Here is a 20,051-nt window from a genome sequence, read left to right as displayed (position 1 = left end):
ATGGCGGCCGCAGAGACCGCGGTGTCGGATGACGTCGATGACGCGCTCGCAGAGTTTCAGGGTCATCTGAACCTGATCTTCGCGAGGGCGCGGACGCTCTGGAAGGAGTCGGCCGCGCGGCTCCACCCCGAGCTGCAGCCCGCCGGCTACAAGCTGCTGACGTTCATCGCCCGCGCGGGCAGTGCGAACGCTCATCGGCTGGCCGACACCTTCGAGATGGACAAGTCGGTCGTCAGCCGTCAGGTGCGGATGCTGGAGGACCTCGGTTTCCTCGAATCCCGCCCCGATGATGCCGATGGACGCCAGCGCGTGCTCACCGCGACGCCAGCCGCGTGCGAGACTCTCGCCGATCTGCGACGAGACCATGCGGAGCGGCTGCGCCAGACGCTGTCCGAGCTGACGCCCGAGGAGATCCGCGCCGCGTCCAAGGTCTTCCGGCTCATCGCCGAGATCTGATGCCGACTGAGCAAGCCCCGCCGCCGGGAGCGGCGGGGCTTCGCCCTAAACTGGCGAGCATGAGTGTGTCGTCCGCTGGGTCGGATACCGGGTCCGCACCGGAGGATGCCGGCGCCGGCGGCAGCATCGGCGAAGGCCCCGACCTGGACATGGCTGTAGCGAGGGTCGAGCAGGAGCTGGGGCGGCTGTTCGCACGCATCCGCGTGAGCTGGCGGGAGGCCGCCGCGACGGTGCATCCCGACCTCCAGCCGCTCGGCTACCAGGTGCTCACGTCCATCGCGAGCGGCAAGGCGACGTCGGCCGGCGCGATCATCGAGCGCCTGCAGACCGACAAGTCGGCGGTGAGCCGGCATGTGCGTCAGCTCGAGGAGCTCGGCCTCGTCGAGAGCGTTCCCGATCCGGAGGACCGGCGCGCTCGTGTACTGGTCGCCACCGAGCTCGCGCAGGAGCGCATCGCGGTCGCCAGGGCAGGATACGAGACGCGCATCAAGGAGCGACTGCACGCGTGGTCGGCAGCCGATCTCGATCACTTCGTGGATCTGCTCGGTGCGCTCGGGCGCTGATCAGCGCGGCGGACCGGACGACTGACGCACGATCAGCTCATGCGTCGTGGCGATCGTCCGCGGCTCATCGCTGGCAGGGCGGACGATGAGGGCGACGGCCTCGCGCCCCATCTCGAACATCGGAATCCGCGCTGTCGTGAGAGCCGGGGCGACATCCGCCGCGACGGCGACGTCGTCGAAGCCCACGACGGACAGGTCCTCCGGGACTCGGACGCCGTGCCTGCGCAACTCGCTGAGGATGCCGATGGCCATGGCGTCGTTCAGGCCGATGATCGCGGTGACGTCGGTGTCGAGCAGTTCGCGGGTGCCGACGATGCCGCCCTCGCGCGTGAACTCCTGCGAGACGACGGTCAGCGCCACGTCGCTCGAGCTGACGCCCTCGCGCAGCCCTGCCAGGCGATCGGCGACGGTGCTGAGATCTGAGGGGCCCGCGACGACGCCGATCCGGCGATGACCGAGTTCTGCCAGGTGGCGCCCCACCGAGACGCCGGCAGCGTGATTGTCCGGAAGCACGGCATCCACCGGAAGGTGATGGCGTCCGATCACGGCGACACGTCCTCCAGCGCGCGTGAAGTCGGCGAGCGCGTGCTCCATCGTGCGTTCGCGCGTGGCATCGGCGTAGCCGGAACCCGCGATGATGATCGAGCCGATCCGCTGGCGCACGAGGGACTGCACCTGGGCGAGTTCGCTGGCCGGGGTGCGCTCGGCCTGGGCGATCTGGACGGACCGCGACTCGAGCGACGCGCTGTGGATCACGCCACTGGCGATGTCCGCGAAGTACGGGTCGCCGATCTCGTGCACGACGAGCCCGATGGTCGGTACGAGCCCGCCGGCCAGTCCTCGTGCGTGCATGTTCGGCTCGTACCCGAGCTGTTCGGCGACGCGGCGGACGTGAGCTGCGACCTCGGGCGAGATGCCCGATCGGCCGGTGATGGCACGGGATGCGCTCGCCAGCGAGACCCCCGCGGCTTCGGCCACGTCGGTCAATCGCGGAGCACCAGCACCCTTCACGTGTGTTCCTCTCGGAGGGAGGACCGTTGCTTTCGTCCTTGAAGCCCCACTATAGTGACGAAAGCGCTTACGTAAGCGCTTTCGTAAGGCTCGCCCGTCGCAGTGCCACCCCGGACGAGTGGCAGTACATCGCATCGGCACATCACCATCACCGACGACGTTGAGAGGTCTTTGATGTACGAACGAACCACGAGGACGACGGACACGAGCGGGCCGGGTGACTCCCGGTCCGTCGGCAGACGCACCGCGGCAGGAGTCGTCGCGCTCGCCGTCGTCGGATCGGCATTGACGGCGATGCCCGCGGCTGCAGCAGAGTCGTTCACCGAGGTGCTCAGCTTCGAGCAGTACGAGCGCACCGCCCTCGACGGACAGGACGGCTGGACGGCATCCGGCGCCCTGCGCGTCATCGCCGATCCGCTCAACGGGAACAACCAGGTGCTCGAGTCGGTCGGCGGGGGAGAACAGGCCTACCGGACGATCCCGGCGATCGAAGAGGGCGACACAGGCACGCTGTTCTTCCGGTTCATGCGCACCGGCAGCGTCGACACGTCCTTCGGGCTGACGGACGTGGACGCTCCGAACGACTACGCGAACAGCCGCGCATACGTCAACAACCAGAACGACAACGTCATGCTCGTCCGTGACGGCGGCAAGTTCACACCCGCCGGCGCCTGGTCCAAGGACAGCTGGCAGTGCGTCTGGATCGTCGCTGACAACGCAGCAGACAAGGTCTCCGTTTACAGCCAGGGCGGGCCGTACGAGGAGATCACCCGTCTGCCGGAGGGTGCCGAGCAGCAGTTCGGATTCCGGCAGGCGGTGAGCGGTGCGCTGGATCGGTTCTTCTGGAAGAACGGCGCGTCCAGCACCGGTCGCCTCATGCTCGACGACGTCGCCGTCGACACCACGGGCGAGAACCTCGCGATCGCGACGGGCAACCCCGGCGACTGCGCCCCCGGCGAGACCCCGACCGACCCGCTGCTCAACCCGCTGCCCGACCCGCCGCGATCCGACCTGGGAATCGAGGTGACCGAGCTCGCCCAGCTGCCGGAATCGCACACGACGCCGGCCACGCAGGACCAACGGCTGGTGCGCCACAACCGGATCACGCATCTCGATGAGGTGCCGGACGGAACCGGTCGACTGATGGTCCCGGACAACAACGGCACGCTCTACCTGGTCGACAAGAAGACCGGCGACTACGTCCCGTACCTCGACGTCCGTGACGAGTTCCTCGACAACTTCCACAACAGCGCGGGCCTCGGCACCGGGCTCGGCGCAGCGGAGTTCGACCCCGACTTCGCCGACAACGGAAAGTTCTACACCGTCCACACCGAGGGCGGGACCGCCATCACGGAGGACACGCCTGACTTCCCCGAGTTCGGTAACACCGAGTTCCACAGCGTGATCACGGAGTGGACGGCGGATGACCCGTCGGCGGCGACCTTCACCGGCAGCCATCGCGAGATCATGCGCATCCCGTTCGGCGGCCGCGTGCACACGGTCCAGCAGATCGCCTTCAACCCGACGGTGAAGCCAGGGGATGCCGACTACGGCAACCTCTACGTGCTGGTCGGCGACGGCGGTACGGGTGTCGGAAACGGCAACCCGCAGGACCTCGCGACGCCGCAGGGCAAGATCATGCGGATCACCCCCTCCGGCGACAACAGCGCCAACGGCGAGTACGGTGTGCCGGCGGACAACCCGTTCGTGGACGACGCCGATGCTCTCCCCGAGATCTACGCCGTCGGCATGCGCGATCCGCACCGCATCAGCTGGGATCCAGAGGGCGATCACACCATGTACCTCGCACACATCGGCGAGTGGCAGGTCGAGTCGATCTACGCGGTCGAGCCGGGCGACAACTTCGGCTGGTCCGAACGTGAGGGTCCGTTCCTCGCGGAGAACCGCCAGATCTATCCGCTGCCGGATGACGACGCCGAGAACGGCTACACGTATCCCGTCGCCGCGTACGATCACAACCGCGACCCCGGTCAGACCGGCGACGCCGGCGTGGCTGTCAACGGTGGCTTCGTCTACCGCGGCGACATCCCCGAGCTGCAGGGCCGCTACCTCTTCACCGACCTCGTGCGCGGATGGGTGCTTTCCGCAGACTCCGATGAGATGGTGCGAGGCGACGGAGACATCGACGATCTCGCCCCGATCGAGGAACTGCGCGTGTTCGTCGACGGGCAGGAGACCACGTTCCAGGAACTCGTGGGAGACAAGCGCGTCGACCTGCGATTCGGGTCGGATGCCGATGGCGAGCTCTATTTGATCGCCAAGGCGAACGGAAAGATCTGGAAGGTCACCGGAGCGAAGACCGTCGACCCGTCGCCGTTCGTGCTCCCCGAGCTCGCCGAGAACCTCGTCACGCGATACGACTTCGACCACCCGTCCGCCGGCGCGGCCACATTCGAGACCGACCAGGGCCGGTCGGGAACGGACATCTCGCTCGTCAACGGCGGGGTCGAGATGCGCGTCGCCGATCGGGCGTACCCCGGTGCGGGCGAGGCTCTGCAGACGCAGCAGATGAGCCCGGGCACCGCGTCGAACGACGATTGGAAGGCCGGCGTCTACGACGCGTCAGGAGTCGACTCGCTGAAAGCGCTCGGCGATACCGACAAGATCTCCGTCATGGGATGGTTCAAGCCGACGGGCGATCACCCGGCGCCGAACTCCGGGACGGAGAATCCGGATGACGTGTACAACGCGATCGGTCTGGCCGGCGTGCTCACCGGCACGTCGAACGGACATGACGTCCGTGCGCTGCTCGAGGTCATCACCGTGAACGGCGAGCTCAAGCTCGTCGCCCTCGGGCGTCGCGTTGACGGTCAAGGGTCGTGGACGTTCGCCGCGGACAAACCCTGGGATGAGATCCTGCAGAAGGGCAAGTGGGTGCACCTCGCAGCCACGTTCGACTTCACCGCAGGGGAGATGAAGCTGTACATGAACGGTGAGGAGCTCGCCGGCACGTATACGGCATCCAACCCGTGGGGGTCGGGCCCGGTATCCGCCTCGGCGCCCGCCGGAATCAAGATCGGCGGGAGCTTCCCGCAGAACGACCGTGAGGCCAACCCGTTCAACGGACGGATGGACGACATCGCGATCCTCGACACCGTCCCCACGGCCGAGCAGATCGCAGCGCAATACGCACTGTTCGCCGTGCCGCCGACCGAGGACCCCGCACCCCCGACCTGCACACCGGCGGGGACGCCGATCACCGACGTGATGGCTGCGGACGACTGGACGCCCCGAACCCCGGCCAAGTGGGACTTCCCCGGGGATGAAGTGGTCCTCACAGAGGCGGGCACCGACCCGAATGACGGCATCCGCCGTCCGTTCGAGTACGCCGTCCTGGTCGAGGGGCCCGAGTTCGGTTCCTTCGACCTCTCGGCGCAGGTCCGGCTGGACGAACCGGCTTCCGTGAACAACCGCGATGTCATCCTGGTGTTCGGTTGGAAGTCCGACACGGAGTACTACTACACGCATCTGTCCCAGGACAACACGATCTACGCCCATAACGGCATCTTCAAGGTCGACAACGCGGATCGTGAGCGGATCGATGACCAATGGGACGGCAAAGTGGGAGCACCACCGGCAGTCACGGATGAGCAGTGGCACGACGTGCGAGTCGTCAGGTGCGTGGACAGCGGAGACATCGCCGTGTACGTCGATGGCCTCGACACACCGCTGTTCACGGCGAACGATGACACGTTCGGCGAGGGCCGGGTCGGCTTCGGCTCGTTCGACAACTTCGGACGGCTCCGCAACCTCACCGTCACCCCCGCGCTCGAAGACGCCACAGCCCCCGCGGTGACCGTGAAGGAGGGTGCGGACTTCACGGTGGGCAGCGGCGGCGTCTACAGCAAGGTGTCGTTCAAGCTGCACGACGAGGGCAAAGTCTCACGACTCACCCTCAACGGGGTCGAGAAGGATCTGACGGATGCCGTCTGGTCCGACCTCAACTCCGTCACCCCGGGACAGTTCGGCGCGGTGGCGGGCAAGAACACCCTGGTGGTCTACGACGTCGCCGGCAACGCCACGACCGTCGCGTTCACCCTCGACGTGACGGCGCCGACGGTGACCGTGAAGGAGGGTGAGCAGTTCACGGTGGGCGCGGACGGCGTCTACAGCAAGGTGTCGTTCAAGCTGAATGACGCGGGCAAGGTCTCGCGTCTCACGCTCAACGGAAAGGGCAAGGACCTCACGGACAACGTCTGGTCCGACCTCGACTTCGTCACGCCGGGGCAGTTCGGAGCCGTCGAGGGGGAGAACACCCTGGTGGTGTACGACGTCGCCGGCAACGCGACGACCCTGACGTTCACTCTCGGAGCGGCTACTCCGTAGCGGCACAGGAAGGGCCGTGGGAGCGCAGGTCGGCTCTCACGGACCTTCGTCGCGTCCGGTGCATTCGAACCGGGTCAGACCGGTTCGTCGACGTCGACCGGCGTTGACTTGCGGATGCCGATCCAGGAGACGATTCCGCCGGCAGCCATCAGTGCAGCCGTCACCCAGGCCGCACTGTGGAAGCCGTCGAGGTCGAGCGTGCCGCCGACGATCGTCGACAGCATCGCGACGACGATGAGCCCGGCCACGCGCGAGATGGCGTTGTTCACGGCGGAGGCGATGCCGGAGCGGTTCTCGTCGATCGCTCCCAATACGGCGGAGGTCAGTGGCGCGACCGTCAGCGACAGGCCGAGGCCGAGCACGATCATCGCGGGAAGCACCTGCCACCAATAACTGAAGTCGGGTGCGACGGTCAGGAGCAGCAGTGCTCCGGCGGCCATGAGCAGAGGGCCGACGGTCATGAACAGGCGCGGCCCGAGCTTGCCCGCCCACGCTCCGGCCTGCGAGCTGAGCAGGATCATCAGGATCGTGATCGGCAGGCTGGCGAGCCCGGCGACCGTCGCGGGAAGGCCCGCGCCCTCCTGCAGGTAGACGCCGATGACGAAGCCGTTGAGCGAGAGCGCCGCATAGATGAAGAGCGTCGAGAGGTTGCCCCAGGCGAAGTTTCGGGCGCTGAAAAGCGACAGCGGCATCAGCGGAGCATCCGACGTGCGCTGGCGCAGCAGGAATCCGACGAACAGGGCGACTCCGGCGACAGCGGGGATCCAGATCGCCGGCGACCCCCACCCGAGATTCGGCTGCTCGATGAGCGCGAACACCACAGCGCCGAGACCGACGGCGCACAGCACCCCGCTCCACCAGTCGACGCGCACTCCGCGCGGGTGGTCCGGCAGCTGCAGGCGGGCGAGCAGGAACAGCGTGATGCCGATGGGGATGACATTGATGAGGAACACGAAGCGCCACGACAGCAGGTCGACGAACAGCCCGCCCAGCAGCGGGCCGGCGATCTGCGCGCCCGTGGTGAACGCCGTCCACACGCCGATCGCGCGGGACTGCAGCTCGCCGCGCATCGTGGCCATGATGAGCGCGAGCGAACTCGGCACCAGCAGTGCACCCGCTGCGCCCTGAAGTGCGCGGGCGATGATGAGGGTGAGCGGTTCGGGGGCCGCGGCGACCGCGATGGATGCGATGCCGAAGGCGATGAGCCCGATGCGCATGATCCGCACGCGCCCGTAGGCGTCCGACAGCGACCCGGCGAGCAGGATCAGCGCGCTGAGGGTGATGAGGTACGCATCGACCACCCACTGCTGCGTCGCGATGCCGCCGCCGAGCTCGTCCCTGATGGCGGGAAGGGCCACGGTCACCACCGTGCCGTCCAGGAAGGTCACGAAGGACGCGAGCACGGCGATCGTGATGACGAGCCGCTGCAGGGCGGAGAAGGCTGGCACGAGGATGAGACTACGCCCTGGCCGAGGGGTGAGGGTCGGGCTTCACGAGATCACCATCGACGCACGACGACGAGGGGTTTACCCTGGCGTCAGGCGGGTTGATCGGCCCGCCGTCCCGGCGCGAGTCGTGCGGAGGCTCGGCCACGATGCGGAGCGAGGTGTGCGGATGGACTCGATGATGATGGGTGCTATGTCCCAGGACATGAAGTCGATGAGCGGCGGCATGGAGATGATGGACATGGCCGTCATGCAGGCCTGCATGGACGCTTGCGCGGCCTGCGAACAGGCCTGCACCGTCTGCTCGATGCAGATGATGGACTGCGCGCCGGCCTGCATGAACTGCGCCGACATGTGCAACACGATGATGCGATCGATGCTGCGGATGCAGGGCATGACGCCGGCGGTGATGATGTCGATGCTGGATGCCTGCATCGCCATGTGTCAGCTGTGCATGGACGCCTGCATGGAGCACGCCGACCACAGCGAGGTCTGCAAGATGTGCGCTCAGTCCTGCAAGGCCTGCATGGACGCCTGCATGGACATGAAGAAGATGATGATGGCGGCCGCCTGACCCCGCGGGCTCAACCCGCGGGCCGTTGAGCGGAGGCGGCGGGCGGGTCGTTGAGCGGAGGCGCGCAGCGCCGAAGACGAAACGGGCTGAGCGAGCGCAGCGAGTCGAAGCCGAGACTCCCTCAGACGGCGACGTTGAACCGCACGCGCCCGACGGCGAGCACGTGGTACCGCGTATGCAGGGCGACCGGCGTTCCCGGGGTCGCCTCCAGCGCAGCACCCTGGGCGCTCCAGAGCGCCCACTCCTCACCGTTCAGTGTATGAATGCGCACTTCGCCGGTGGCGGCATCCGCTCGCTCGACGATCCCGTCGACCCACTCGCTAGGCGTCGCCGACGCGAGGCGAGCCTGGATCAGGTGCAGAGCGTGGCCAGGAGCGAACGATGAGCAGACATCGCCGTGGTCGCACATGCACGCCGCACGCCCGCTCACCTCGAGGGCGGATGCTGTGCGGTGCGCGGTGGACACGATGGGACTCCTGAGCTTGGATGGCCGGGTTCGGACGGCCGAGTTCAGCGGATGCTGTGCCCTCACGGTACGCCGCCGCAGGCGAAGGGCCAACGACGCCCGAAACACAGCGCAACACTCCCCGCCGTGACACACGCCGATCCGACGGGTAAACTCGCCGGGTGCTGTTCACGGAAAGCGCCCCGCGGGCGCGGAAGGCGGTCACAGGCGCTCATCGCGCCGGCGGCAGAGGCTGAGCATCGGCCGGAGGCGGATCCCCGTCGCCGGCAGTTCGCCGTACCCGGCATCCATCTGAGCGATGCCGTATTCCTCTCACGTCTGAACAGAAAGCATCATCATGCGTCCCCTTACCGAGCGCGAGATCCGCGCATCCTTCATCAACGCCTCCCGCAAAGAGGTCTCGTCCCTGTCACTGCCGTCCGACTTCGCCGAGCTCGACTTCGACCGGCTCGACTACCTCGGCTGGTCGGACCAGAAGTTCGCTCGCCGTGCGTACGTCGTCACCGAGGTCGACGGGGTTCTGACCGGCGTCATGCTGCAGCGTGCCGAGCAGCGCGTCCTCTCCCGAGCGCAGTGCTCGTGGTGCGATGACGTCACCCTCCGGAACGATGTGCAGATGTTCACGGCGCGCAAGGCCGGCACAGCCGGTCGCAACGGCGACACGGTCGGCACCCTCGCGTGCTCGGAGTTCGGGTGCTCGCACAACGTCCGGCGGCTGCCGCCGCTGGCGTACGAAGGCTTCGACCGTGAAGCCGCGCGCGAGCAGCGCATCGCGCGGCTCGGAGAGAACGTACGCGCGTTCCTGCGGGCCGTCGCCGGGTGAGGCAAGGCTTCGACTCGCTTCGCTCGCTCAGCCCGTTTCGTCTCGCTCCGCTCGCTCAACGCCCCGCAAGCTCAAGGGCCCGCAACAGCTGTTTCCGCGGGGCGTTGAGCGGAGGGCGAAGCCCGAAGACGAAACGCGTTGAGCGAGCGTCAGCGAGTCGAAACGGACACGCTCATCCCAGCGCGTCGCGCACGGCGAGCACGCCGCTGAGTACCTCTTCATGCGAGGTGCTCAGCGGCGACAGCCCGAGGCGGATGCCGTCAGGGAACCGGAAGTCGGGGATCACGCCGTCCGCCCAGAGCGTCTTCGTCACCTCGGCGAAGTCCGGGTGGCCGATCGTGACGTGGCCGCCGCGCTGCGCGGCATCCCGAGGGCTGAGCAGTCGCACCCCGAGCGGCGCGAGCTCCTCATCGAATGCCTGCACGGCGAGGCCGGTGAGAGTCTTCGACTTCTCGCGCACCGCACCGATCGATGCGGCCTCGATCAGGTCGAGCATCCCCTGCATGGCGAGCATCCCGAGCACCGGTGGGGTGCCGCTGATGAACTGGCGGATACCGCCGGCCGGTGCGTAGGCGGAGCCCATCGCGAACACGTCGCCCGCTCCCATCCAGCCCTGGATCGGCTGGCGCAGCACGCCGTGATGGCGCGCGTTGACGTACGCGAATGCGGGGGAGCCCGGCCCGCCGTTCAGGTACTTGTACGTGCAGCCGACGGCGAGATCGACGCCGCATGCGTCGAGCTCCGTCGGGATGACGCCGACCGAGTGGCACAGGTCCCATAGCACCAGGCCCCCTGCCTCGTGCACGGCATCCGTGATCGCCCTCATGTCCGCCAGCGCACCCGAGCGGTAATCGACATGACTGAGCACGACGAGCGCGGTGTTCTCGTTCACGACCGCCTCGATGTCGGCGACCTGCACGCCGGCGATCTGGTCGGCAGCGATCCAACGCAGCGTCATCCCGCGCTCGGCGGCGATGCCCTCGGCGACGAACCGATCGGTGGGGAAGTTGCCCTCCTCGATCACGATCTCCGCTCGACCCGCCTGTGCGTCGACCGCAGCGCGCATGAGCTTGTACAGCAGCACCGTGGTCGAATCGGCGACGACCGTCTGCCCGGCGGCGGCGCCGAGAGCGACCCGGCCGATCCGATCGCCGAGCTCGGTGGGCAGGTCCATCCACTGCTCGTCCCACGAGCGGATCAGGCGCGTGCCCCAGTCCTCGCGGACGAATGCCGCGAGCCGGTCGGGCAGTTCGCGCAGGGGCCTGCCGAGTGAGTTCCCATCGAGATACGCCGCGACCCCCGGAGCCTCGACGAACGCGTCGAGGTGGGAAGCGAGCGGGTCGCGGGCGTCGAGGTCGCGGGCGAGGGCGAGCAGGTCTGACACGTCATGCCTCCAGATCGGCGGTGGTGAGGGGGCGCGCGATGAGCGGATCGGCGTCATCCGGCGATCCGCCGGGGAAGAACAGCAGGCGGGATCCGGAGTCGCGCGGATCAGTCGGGTCCAGGCACTGCAACAGATCCGAACCGTCGATCCCGGCATCGCGCAGAGCGGCGATCTCGTGCGGATTCAGCCCGATGGGGGTGGGGCCGTTGCCCATGTCCGTGCCGTAGAGCACGCGGCCGCCGGCAGTGTGGAAGCTCCGGATGTTGTCGACCGCGGTGTCGTACTCCTCGCCCCCGTGGATGGCGAGCGTCGAGATCCAGGACGCGGATGCCACTTGCGCTGCCGTCTCGGCGTCGCTAAGCCTCTCGGTGAAGGGCGCGTGCGCGAGGCGCTGGGCGCCCAGGCGGACCACGCGCTGTGCTTCGCCCCGCCCCTCCGCATGGGCGACGATCGGCATGCGGTGGGATGCCGCCATCCTGATGATCGTTCGGAGCATGTCGTCGGAGAAGACGGGCCCGGCGGTGCTGTTGCTGGCGACCTTGATGCGTGCGGCACCGGCGTCCTTCATCTCGACGATGGCGCGCTCGGCCGCATCCTCGTCGGCGATCTCGCGCACGGAGCCGGCCGGAGCCCATGCCCGGCCTCCCGGATAGCCCCCTGGCGGGGTGAGGAAGGCGCCGGCGAAGAGGATCTCGACGCCCGCCGACCTGCGTAACTCCGGAGTTTTTCCGCCGATCGGCGCGTATTCGGCCGCATCGGGCCATGTTCGCGTCAACACTCCGGAGTTGTGCAGAGCTATCACTGCCAGGACGGCTGGGTCCCCGCCGAGGTCCACGACCCGGCCGAGTGTCGAATCCGCGAGCCGCGTCGCATCGACGAGCTGCAGGTGCACGTGGTGATCGGTGAAGCCGCCCGTGACGACGCCGTCGAGCCGGGGCAGCCCTGCCGTCGACCCACCGGGCAGCAGCCGGACACCGTCAGCGTCCGCAGTGACGACGCCCTCGTGCCAGTCGCCGCCGTCGAACCAGGTGACCGCCCTGCGCATCACGCCCCGATCTCGGTGCGGACCGTGTAGAGCTCGGGGAAGAAGGTCAGTTCGAGCGCTCGCTGCAGGAAGCCGACGCCGCTCGATCCGCCGGTGCCCGGCTTCATTCCGATCGTGCGGGTCACGGTCTTCAGATGGCGAAACCGCCAGAACTGGAAGTTGTCCTCGAGGTCCACGAGGTCCTCGCACGCCTCGTACAGATCCCAGTGGGTGCGCGGGTTCTCGTAGATCTCGCGGATCGCCGGCACCAGCGACGAGTGCGGACGATACGGCTCGCGCACGTCGCGCTCGAGGATCTCGGCCGGGATGGAGATACCGCGCCGTGACGCGTAGCGCAGGAACTCGTCGTACAGCGTCGGCCGTTCGAACTCCGCGGTCAGCAGCGCCAGGTTCGCCGGGTGGTCGCGGAACACCGACAGCATCCGCTCGTTCTTGTTGCCCAGCGCGAACTCGACGGCGCGGTACTGCACGGACTGGAAGCCGGACGAGTTGCCGAGCGATCCGCGGAACTGCGCGTACTCGGTCGGGGTGAGCGTCGCCAGCACCGACCACTGCTGGGTCATGACGTCCTGGATGCGCTTGACGCGCGCGACCCGCTTGAGCGCCTCGCGCAGGTCGTCGCTCGCCAGCAGATCGCGCGCGGAGGACAGCTCATGCAGCAGCTGCTTGAGCCACAGCTCCGTGGTCTGATGCTGGATGATGAACAGCATCTCGTCGTGGTGCTCGGGGCGCGAGATCGGATGCTGCGCGTCCAGCAGCTTGTCGAGTTCGAGGTAGGACCCGTACGTCATGCGTCCGGAGAGATCGGTGACGATCGTCTCCTCCAGCTGCCGCTCGTTGCCGGTGGAATCGGGGGAGTCGGCCGTGCCCGTCGCGTCTGTGCCCATGATGTCCGAGGATATCCTGAACGATCGGTCAGGCGTCAGGCTCAGTCCGTGTGCGCATCCAGGAAGTCGATGGTCTTCTGCAGAGCGGTCTGCGCATCGGGCATGTCGAGATGGAATTGGTACTCGTGCGGCAGCGCCGGCTCGTGCGCCGCAGGCCAGAAAAGGGTCGTGACATCGACGCCGAGCTCATCGAGTCGCTGCGCCATCGGGATCGACTGCAGCCACGTGAGCCCGTCGCCGTTCCCGCCCGAGATGTACGTGGTCGGGAAGTCTGCCGTGACCCAGTCGACGGTCGACATCGTCGCGCCCGTCGAGTTCTCGGCCCAGCTCTTGGAACCCGCGTACGCCCACATGGCCGACTTCAGGCCCCAGCCGGCGCCGCCCTGGAGCGCGGCCAGGGCGGCGAGGTCGTAGACGCCGCAGTTCAACACGGTCGCGACGACCTGGTCGGCGTGCAGTGCCGGGTCGATCGACATGATCTCCGCGTAGTCCGGATTGGTCATGATCGTCGCCATCTGGCTGGCGAGCTGCCCACCGGCCGAGTCGCCGGCGAGCACGATCTGCGACGCGTCGACGTTCAGGTCGGAGGCGTGCGCGTCGATGTAGGCGAGGGCCGTGTTGAGCTGATGAACCGCGGTGGGATAGGTGCCCTCGGGTCCGATCGTGTAGTTGACGGCGATGGTCGTGTAGCCCTCGGCGGCGAGGATCCGCATGTAGGGGTCGACGTTCTCCTTCGAGCCGGAGATCCACGCTCCGCCGTGGATCCACACGATCGTCGGCAGGGGCGCGGTGGCGGACGCCGGTGTGAAGACATCCATGGTCGTGTCGCTGCCGTCATCGCCGTAGGCGACGTCGAGGGTCTCGGACAGTTTCGTGTCGGGGACGTGCCTGTCCATCTCGGCGGCGGTCGCGTCGCCGCCCTGGGTGAAGACGGCGCGGATGGCCATCGCCGACGGCCACGGCGTGATCGCGCCGACGATCGTGACGACGAGCACGATGACGACGATGATTCCGAGGGTGATCCTGGTCTTCCGCCACCGGTGGTGCGGCCTCTCCTGTCCGGATGCAGGTTCGATGGATGCTTCGGCGTGCTCGTGCGCGGTCATGTATGCCCCTCCGGGAATCAGTGTGACAGAGGCGTGCGCTCGCGGTCACGCCGCTGTCTGCAGGCCCCGACGGAGGTGGTCGAGTCCGTACGCGAACGCCGCATCGACGTCACCGCCGAGGCGGAAGGCCCCCGCCAGCTCCATCTGCAGGAAACCGGTCGCCCAGGCGGTGAACAGACGTGCGGCGTCGAGCGCGTGTTCGTCACCGACGAGCTCACGGGCTGTTGCAAGCACCGGTTCCGCGGCCCTGTCGAGCGCGTCGATCGGTGCGGATGCCGTGAACATCAGCCGGAATCCCTCCGGGCGCTCGTGCGCATACGCCCGGAACTCGCCTGCGAGAGCCGGGAGGTTGTGGCCGGCGGCGTCCAGTCGCTCGGCGAGCTCGGCGATGGTCGCCTCCGCGACGGCTGAAAGCAGGGCGTCCCGTCCACGCACGCGCTTGTACAGCGAGGGCGCGCGGACGCCGACACGGATCGCGACCGCCTGCATGGTCAGCCCGTCGGGCCCTGCATCTTCAAGGATCTCGCGGCCTGCTTCGATGATCTCGGCGAGTGACGTGCGCTCGGGCGTCGGCATCCGAACCTCCATGGCTATTGACATTAGCCATGATAGCTACGTATTGTAGCCATCGCAACCAGCCCGAAGGGAACGCCATGAAGCTCGCACCGCATCTGCATCGCCTCGGCAACGACATCGTCGCTTCGTACCTCATCGACCTGCCGGACGGCATCACGCTCGTGGACGCCGGACTGCCTGGTCACTGGAAAGACCTGCAGCGCGAGCTCGAGGTCATCGGTCGTCCGCTGAGCGACGTCCGCGGTCTCGTGCTCACGCACGGCGACAGCGACCACATCGGCTTCGCGGAGCGCCTGCGGCAGAAGACGGGTGTGCCCGTGTTCATCCACCGGGCCGACGCCCATCGGGTGCGAACGGGGGAGAAGCCGAAGACGCCGATGGGCCCCGCCCATCTCGGGCCTCTGGTGAAATTCTTCGCCTACGGCCTGCGCAAGAACGCGGTGCGCACGCGTCACGTGCAGGAGGTCGTGGAGGTCGCCGACGGCGACGTCCTGGGACTGCCCGGTTCACCGGTCGTGATCGGGATGCCTGGGCACTCGCCGGGCAGCATCGCCGTGCACATCCCCGCCGTGGATGCCGTCTTCGTCGGAGACGCGCTCACCACCCGCCACGTCCTCACCGGCCGTGAAGGCGCGCAGCCGGCGCCGTTCACGGACGAGCCGGCTGAGGCGCTGGCATCCCTCGACCGGCTCGCCGTAGTGTCGGCATCCTGGGTGCTGCCGGGGCATGGGGCGCCCTGGCACGGAACGCCGGCAGACATCGCGGCGGCTGTTCGCGCCGCCTGACGGGAACGATCTGCGGACATGCGTCCGATCTGCGGACGTTTCGTCGGAACTCGCCCGCAGATCGGGGAAACCTCCGCAGATCGGGGCGCGGCTCAGCGTCTCGCGAGCACCTCGTCGGTCGTGGCGAGCGAGATCTGCGGCGGGTACAGCCCCATCACCTGCACGGCTGCGGCGTGGTTCTCGGCTGTCGAACCCGCGCAGGCGTCGGTCGCCACCGTCACGCGTGCGCCGGCGTCCGCAGCGGCCAGAGCCGTCGAGATCACGCAGCAGTCCGTCGAGACGCCGGCGAGCACGAATCTGCCGCCGTGGCCGACGACGGACTCCAGCTCCGGCCCCCACTTCCCGAACGTCGGCAGATCGAGGGTCGCGCGGGATGCCAGGCCGACGGCATCCGGCACGACGTCGAACAGCTCGTCGGTCGGAGGCTGATCCGCGAACGGCCACGCCGCGAAGTACTCGCCCCATGATGTCGAGCGATCGGCGGTCGGCATCCATCGAGTGACGAGCACGCGCTCGCCGAAGGCGTCGGCCAGCTCACGGATGCGCGGCATCGCCTCCGCGAAGAACGGCGAGCCCCACGCCGAATCGGGAGAGGCGAAGATGTTCTGCGGATCGATGACGACCAGCCACTCCTCCGGGCCCGTTGGGCCTGTTGAAGCGTCGCTCACGCTTCCTGCTGCCGGATCTTCGACGCGCGCGCGAACCACGTCACGAGGAACGACAGCACCAGAGCGAAGAAGACACCGAGGTTCGCAAACGCCCAATCGCCATCACGGCCTCCGATGAGGAACAGCAGGTAGCCCTGCCAGTTGTTCCACGGGGCGGCATCGGCGAAGTTATTCACGACGAGCCCCCATCCGATGACCGATGCGACGACCATCGTGATGATCGACGTCCAGTCCCAGGCGCCGTAGCGCCCCTTCGCGTCGAACAGGGCGTCCTCGTCGTAGTCCTTCTTGCGGCGCAGGATGTCGGCGATGAGGATGCCGGCCCACGACGCCAGCGGAACGCCGAGCGTGATGAGGAACGACTGGAACGGCCCCAGGAAGTCGGTGGCGAAGAACACCACCCAGATCGTCCCGAGGGTAAGGATGACTCCGTCGATCGCCGCGGCCGATGGTCGGGGGATGCGGATGCCGAGGCTGATCAGCGTGAGTCCGGAGGAGTAGATACCGAGCACCGCGCCGGAGACGAGCGCGAGAACCGCGGTGAGCAGGAACGGGACCAGCACCCAGATCGGCAGCAGGGTCGCGAGGGCGCCGATCGGGTCGGCGCCGACGGCATCCATCAGCGCATCGTCCGAGCCCGCCAGCAGCAGGCCGAACACGACGAGGAGAACCGGGGCGATCGCGCCGCCGAAGGTGTTCCAGAACACGATCGCGCCGTCGGACGCCGTGCGCTTCTGATACCGCGACCAGTCCGCGGCGATGTTGATCCACCCCAGTCCGAAGCCGGTCATCACCATGACGAGGGCTCCGATCACGGCGCCGATTCCGCCGCTCGGGCGCGCCATGACGGCCGCGAAGTCGATGTGCGGGATCGTCAGGATGACGTAGAGGATCGTGACGACTCCCGTGATCCAGGTCAGCACCGACTGCATCTTCATGATCGTGTGATACCCGAGAACGGATGCCGCGACGATGAGCGCCGCGACCACGACGGTGGCGATGATCTTCAGTGCGACGCTGTCTCCGTCGCCGCCGAGCTGCGTGATGACCGTGGCAGTGGCGAGCACGGCCATGATCGACAGGAACGTCTCCCAGCCGATCGACGTGAGCCACGACACGATGCCAGGGACCTTCTGTCCGTGCACGCCGAACGCCGCTCGGGAGAGGACCATGGTCGGCGCCGATCCGCGTTTGCCTGCGATCGCGATCAGCCCGCAGAGGGCGAAAGACACGACGATGCCGATGATCGACACGAGGGTGGCCTGCCAGAACGAGATGCCGAAACCCAGCACGAACGCCCCATAGGACATGCCGAACACCGACACGTTCGCCGCGAACCACGGCCAGAAGAGGTCGCGCGGCTTCGCCGTCCGGTCGGACTCTGGAATGATCTCGATACCGGCGCGCTCGATCAGCCCAGGAGCCGCCGCGATCTTGTCTGACATGCCCCCATATTGGCACCGCATCCCCGCCCAGGCCCGTCTATTTCTGGCTTATGCGCGCCCCGGGCCACCGAAAGCGTGCGCGCGGCAGAAATAGACGGGGTGTCAGGGTGGGTCAGGCGCGGAAGAACGCCTCGGCGACGCGGGTCAGGGCGTGGAGGTCGGCGACGCCGGCGAGCTCGCGTGCCGAGTGCATCGACAGGATAGGGATGCCGACGTCGACCGTCCGGATGCCGAGGCGAGTGGCTGTGATCGGGCCGATCGTCGAGCCGCACGGCACGGTGTTGTTCGAGACGAACTCCTGCGAGGCGACCCCGGCGGTCTCGCACCACTGCGCCCAGGCGGCGGACCCGACGGCATCCGTCGCGTAGCGCTGGTTCGCGTTGATCTTGAGGATCGGACCCGAGCCGAGCAGCGGCTGGACGACGGGGTCGTGCTTGAAGACGTAGTTCGGGTGCACCGAGTGGCCGACGTCGCTCGACAGATGCCAGGATGCCGCGAACGCGCGGCGCTGTTCGGTGGCGTCTGCCCCGAGGCCGGCGTACACGCGCGCGAGCACGTCCTCGAGGAACGGACCAGCGGCGCCGGAGCGCGATGCGGAGCCGAGCTCCTCGTGATCGAACGCCGCGAGGACGGCGATGCTGCCGCTCGGGTCCTCCGATGCGGCCGCGAGCGCCACGACGCCGGCGTGAACGGATGCGAGGTCATCCAAGCGACCGCTCGCGAAGAACGCGTCGTCCTTTCCGAAGACCGCGCCGCGTGCGGAGTCCGCCACGACGGCGTCGAAGCCGCGCACATCGGCCGCGTTCACGCCGGCCGAGGATGCGAGCTCACCGAGCAGGTCTTCCTCAACCGGGTCACCGAGACCCCACACCGGCTGCGTCTGCAGCTGCTTGTCGAGGGTCAGCGCCTTGTTCGCCTCGCGGTCGAGGTGGATGGCGAGCTGGGGCAGGCGCAGGAGTGCCCCAGTGTCGGCGAGCACGACGCGGCCATCGGCGAGAGCGAGGCGCCCGGCCAGTCGCAGCTCGCGGTCGAGCCAGGAGTTCAGCAGTGGACCGCCGTAGATCTCCACACCTGCCTGCAGCCAGCCGCGCGAGCCGGTCGTCGGCTGCGGCTTCAGCTTGAATCCGGGGGAGTCGGTGTGGGCGCCCAGGATCTGCGCAGGCGTCGTCGTCGCGGCATCCGCGGGTACGACCCAGGCGATCACCGCGCCGTCACGCACGACGACGAAGCGCCCGCCGGCCTGTGCCGGCCAGTCCGCCTCTTCGTCGAGTCGGACGAATCCAGCTTCCTCCAGGCGGCGGGCCACCTCGGCGGCTGCGTGGTAGCTGGAGGGCGAGGCGGCGACGAAGTCGGCGAGATCCTCGGCGTGGGAGAGAGCTGCGGGGGTGACGGCCATGCCTTCGATCGTATCCGCGCAGCTTCGGCTCCCACCCGTTCACAACGGGGTGTTATGGTGTCGCGCGACAGTGCCTAGGGTTCCGGGGCTCACGCCCGCCTGGTCCGAGCGGCACCACGGTCGGCCTTCGCAGGTCGGCCGTCATCTGACAGGACAAAAGCCCGGAGGAGCCCGTTCGTCGCGCCCGCTGACGGACAGAAGGCTCCCGTGTCTGCATTCGCTCTCGTCCTCGTCTTCTCCGCCGCCGTCGTGCACGCGGCGTGGAACATCCTCGCCCACGGCATCAGCCGTGCAGGCGTTCCGTTCCTCTGGTGCGGCGCCGTCGCCGGTGCCGTCATCTGGGGCGCGGCGATTCCGTTCACCGGTGGGATGCAACGGAGCGATCTGCCCGGATTCATCCTCGGCGTCGGCGTCTCAGGGGTCCTGCATGTCGCGTACATGCTCGTGCTGCAGCACGGCTATCGGGTGGGGAATCTCTCGACCGTGTATGCGACGGCGCGCGGCAGCGGGCCGTTCCTGTCGGTTCTCGCAGCGATCCTGCTGCTCGGCGAGAGGCCGTCCGGCTGGGCGCTCGCCGGAGTGCTGGCGATCATCGCCGGCGTGCTCGCGCTCGGGCTCGTCGAACGACGCCCCCGCGGCGAAGGGCGGAGCGGGGTCGATCCGTCGATCGTGTTCGGGCTGTTGACAGGGCTCGCGATCGCGACGTACACGATCTGGGACACCCATGCCGTTCGCGAGTGGCACCTGGCACCCGTGCCGTACATGGTCGGAACCTGCGTGGTGGAGATCGTCATCTACTCCGTCATGCTGCGGCGCAGATGGCGCGAGACGGTCGCATTCGCACGGTTCCAGTGGCGCCGGGTGATCGTGTTCGGGGTCCTGTCACCGCTGTCCTACATCCTCATCCTCGTCGCGGTGACGATCGCACCCGTCGCGCTGGTAGCGCCGCTGCGCGAGGTCAGCGTCGTGCTGGTCAGCCTGTTCGGCGTCTTCGCGCTCAAGGAGAGCAGACCCCTCGCGCGACTGGTCGCATCTGGAATCGTGGTCGCGGGCATCGTGCTGCTCGCCCGCTGA

At 68.0% G+C, this 20,051-nt stretch carries 18 protein-coding genes; 7 read left to right on the top strand and 11 right to left on the bottom strand.

Annotated features, from left to right (window positions below; translation table 11 throughout):
• A complete protein-coding gene (locus tag KHB019_RS13835) occupies positions 1 to 456 on the top strand; it encodes a MarR family winged helix-turn-helix transcriptional regulator (RefSeq protein ID WP_325472017.1) in 456 nt (151 codons plus the stop codon).
• A gap of 59 nt (positions 457 to 515) precedes the next feature.
• On the top strand, positions 516 to 1,019 hold the full coding sequence (locus tag KHB019_RS13830) for a MarR family winged helix-turn-helix transcriptional regulator (RefSeq protein ID WP_337459231.1): 504 nt from the start codon (positions 516 to 518) through the stop codon (positions 1,017 to 1,019).
• Here KHB019_RS13830 and KHB019_RS13825 read toward each other — a convergent pair whose 3' ends face one another.
• Positions 1,020 to 2,030, bottom strand: coding sequence for a LacI family DNA-binding transcriptional regulator (locus tag KHB019_RS13825; RefSeq protein ID WP_337459230.1), 1,011 nt, complete (start codon positions 2,028 to 2,030; stop codon positions 1,020 to 1,022). It abuts the gene before it with no gap.
• A gap of 174 nt (positions 2,031 to 2,204) precedes the next feature.
• On the opposite strand from KHB019_RS13825, the gene KHB019_RS13820 reads away from it, so the two are divergent.
• Positions 2,205 to 6,377 (top strand): PQQ-dependent sugar dehydrogenase, encoded by a 4,173-nt coding sequence (locus tag KHB019_RS13820; protein WP_337459229.1) that lies wholly within the window; start codon positions 2,205 to 2,207, stop codon positions 6,375 to 6,377.
• Between the two features lie 74 nt (positions 6,378 to 6,451).
• On the opposite strand, the gene KHB019_RS13815 is transcribed toward KHB019_RS13820, so the two are convergent.
• Positions 6,452 to 7,825 (bottom strand): MFS transporter, encoded by a 1,374-nt coding sequence (locus tag KHB019_RS13815; RefSeq protein WP_337459228.1) that lies wholly within the window; start codon positions 7,823 to 7,825, stop codon positions 6,452 to 6,454.
• Between the two features lie 166 nt (positions 7,826 to 7,991).
• On the opposite strand from KHB019_RS13815, the gene KHB019_RS13810 reads away from it, so the two are divergent.
• On the top strand, positions 7,992 to 8,396 hold the full coding sequence (locus KHB019_RS13810; RefSeq protein ID WP_337459227.1) for a hypothetical protein: 405 nt from the start codon (positions 7,992 to 7,994) through the stop codon (positions 8,394 to 8,396).
• A 121-nt stretch (positions 8,397 to 8,517) separates the two neighbouring features.
• On the opposite strand, the gene KHB019_RS13805 is transcribed toward KHB019_RS13810, so the two are convergent.
• Complete coding sequence (locus tag KHB019_RS13805) at positions 8,518 to 8,862, bottom strand: hypothetical protein (RefSeq protein ID WP_230103777.1); 345 nt, start codon at positions 8,860 to 8,862, stop codon at positions 8,518 to 8,520.
• A gap of 337 nt (positions 8,863 to 9,199) precedes the next feature.
• Between KHB019_RS13805 and KHB019_RS13800 the strand changes: the two genes are divergently transcribed.
• Positions 9,200 to 9,685 (top strand): FBP domain-containing protein, encoded by a 486-nt coding sequence (locus KHB019_RS13800; RefSeq protein ID WP_230103776.1) that lies wholly within the window; start codon positions 9,200 to 9,202, stop codon positions 9,683 to 9,685.
• Positions 9,686 to 9,857: 172 nt separating this feature from the next.
• On the opposite strand, the gene KHB019_RS13795 is transcribed toward KHB019_RS13800, so the two are convergent.
• The 5 genes from KHB019_RS13795 to KHB019_RS13775 are packed head-to-tail and all read right to left on the bottom strand — an operon-like array spanning position 9,858 to position 14,683.
• Positions 9,858 to 11,069: a kynureninase gene (locus tag KHB019_RS13795; protein WP_337459226.1), complete on the bottom strand. Its 1,212-nt coding sequence runs from the start codon at positions 11,067 to 11,069 to the stop codon at positions 9,858 to 9,860.
• Position 11,070: 1 nt separating this feature from the next.
• Positions 11,071 to 12,117 carry a hydrolase gene (locus KHB019_RS13790; protein WP_337459225.1) on the bottom strand — a complete coding sequence of 349 codons (1,047 nt, stop codon included), beginning with the start codon at positions 12,115 to 12,117 and terminating at the stop codon, positions 11,071 to 11,073.
• Complete coding sequence (locus KHB019_RS13785; protein WP_337459224.1) at positions 12,114 to 13,001, bottom strand: tryptophan 2,3-dioxygenase; 888 nt, start codon at positions 12,999 to 13,001, stop codon at positions 12,114 to 12,116. Before KHB019_RS13785 ends, KHB019_RS13790 begins: the two co-directional genes overlap by 4 nt.
• A gap of 41 nt (positions 13,002 to 13,042) precedes the next feature.
• Complete coding sequence (locus tag KHB019_RS13780; protein WP_337459223.1) at positions 13,043 to 14,107, bottom strand: alpha/beta hydrolase; 1,065 nt, start codon at positions 14,105 to 14,107, stop codon at positions 13,043 to 13,045.
• A gap of 45 nt (positions 14,108 to 14,152) precedes the next feature.
• Positions 14,153 to 14,683: a TetR/AcrR family transcriptional regulator gene (locus tag KHB019_RS13775; RefSeq protein WP_230103771.1), complete on the bottom strand. Its 531-nt coding sequence runs from the start codon at positions 14,681 to 14,683 to the stop codon at positions 14,153 to 14,155.
• A 77-nt stretch (positions 14,684 to 14,760) separates the two neighbouring features.
• Here KHB019_RS13775 and KHB019_RS13770 point away from each other — a divergent pair, with 77 nt between their 5' ends.
• On the top strand, positions 14,761 to 15,468 hold the full coding sequence (locus KHB019_RS13770) for an MBL fold metallo-hydrolase (RefSeq protein WP_230103770.1): 708 nt from the start codon (positions 14,761 to 14,763) through the stop codon (positions 15,466 to 15,468).
• Between the two features lie 92 nt (positions 15,469 to 15,560).
• Here the strand turns inward: KHB019_RS13770 and KHB019_RS13765 are convergent, their stop codons facing one another.
• From KHB019_RS13765 to KHB019_RS13755, 3 genes are all read right to left on the bottom strand, one after another.
• On the bottom strand, positions 15,561 to 16,136 hold the full coding sequence (locus KHB019_RS13765; RefSeq protein WP_230103769.1) for a cysteine hydrolase family protein: 576 nt from the start codon (positions 16,134 to 16,136) through the stop codon (positions 15,561 to 15,563).
• Positions 16,133 to 17,581: a purine-cytosine permease family protein gene (locus KHB019_RS13760; RefSeq protein ID WP_230103768.1), complete on the bottom strand. Its 1,449-nt coding sequence runs from the start codon at positions 17,579 to 17,581 to the stop codon at positions 16,133 to 16,135. The genes KHB019_RS13765 and KHB019_RS13760 overlap by 4 nt, the downstream gene beginning before the upstream one ends.
• Positions 17,582 to 17,693: 112 nt before the next feature.
• On the bottom strand, positions 17,694 to 18,977 hold the full coding sequence (locus tag KHB019_RS13755; protein ID WP_337459222.1) for a M18 family aminopeptidase: 1,284 nt from the start codon (positions 18,975 to 18,977) through the stop codon (positions 17,694 to 17,696).
• A 207-nt stretch (positions 18,978 to 19,184) separates the two neighbouring features.
• On the opposite strand from KHB019_RS13755, the gene KHB019_RS13750 reads away from it, so the two are divergent.
• The gene (locus KHB019_RS13750; protein WP_337459221.1) at positions 19,185 to 20,051 is read left to right on the top strand and encodes an EamA family transporter; all 867 of its coding nucleotides are present in this window, start codon (positions 19,185 to 19,187) and stop codon (positions 20,049 to 20,051) included.

The organism is Microbacterium sp. KHB019 (genome assembly GCF_037285405.1).
Classification (GTDB): domain Bacteria; phylum Actinomycetota; class Actinomycetes; order Actinomycetales; family Microbacteriaceae; genus Microbacterium.
Note: the sequence above shows the minus strand (reverse complement) of the source record. Positions and strands in the feature narration are given on the sequence as shown.

Bases quoted from the DNA above. Each gene is read 5' to 3' on its own strand.
- KHB019_RS13835 (WP_325472017.1), top strand. From the start codon at position 1: ATGGCGGCCGCAGAGACCGCGGTGTCGGATGACGTCGATGACGCGCTC.
- KHB019_RS13830 (WP_337459231.1), top strand. From the start codon at position 516: ATGAGTGTGTCGTCCGCTGGGTCGGATACCGGGTCCGCACCGGAGGAT.
- KHB019_RS13820 (WP_337459229.1), top strand. From the start codon at position 2,205: ATGTACGAACGAACCACGAGGACGACGGACACGAGCGGGCCGGGTGAC.
- KHB019_RS13810 (WP_337459227.1), top strand. From the start codon at position 7,992: ATGGACTCGATGATGATGGGTGCTATGTCCCAGGACATGAAGTCGATG.
- KHB019_RS13800 (WP_230103776.1), top strand. From the start codon at position 9,200: ATGCGTCCCCTTACCGAGCGCGAGATCCGCGCATCCTTCATCAACGCC.
- KHB019_RS13785 (WP_337459224.1), bottom strand. From the start codon at position 13,001: ATGGGCACAGACGCGACGGGCACGGCCGACTCCCCCGATTCCACCGGC.
- KHB019_RS13780 (WP_337459223.1), bottom strand. From the start codon at position 14,107: ATGACCGCGCACGAGCACGCCGAAGCATCCATCGAACCTGCATCCGGA.
- KHB019_RS13775 (WP_230103771.1), bottom strand. From the start codon at position 14,683: ATGCCGACGCCCGAGCGCACGTCACTCGCCGAGATCATCGAAGCAGGC.
- KHB019_RS13770 (WP_230103770.1), top strand. From the start codon at position 14,761: ATGAAGCTCGCACCGCATCTGCATCGCCTCGGCAACGACATCGTCGCT.
- KHB019_RS13760 (WP_230103768.1), bottom strand. From the start codon at position 17,581: ATGTCAGACAAGATCGCGGCGGCTCCTGGGCTGATCGAGCGCGCCGGT.
- KHB019_RS13755 (WP_337459222.1), bottom strand. From the start codon at position 18,977: ATGGCCGTCACCCCCGCAGCTCTCTCCCACGCCGAGGATCTCGCCGAC.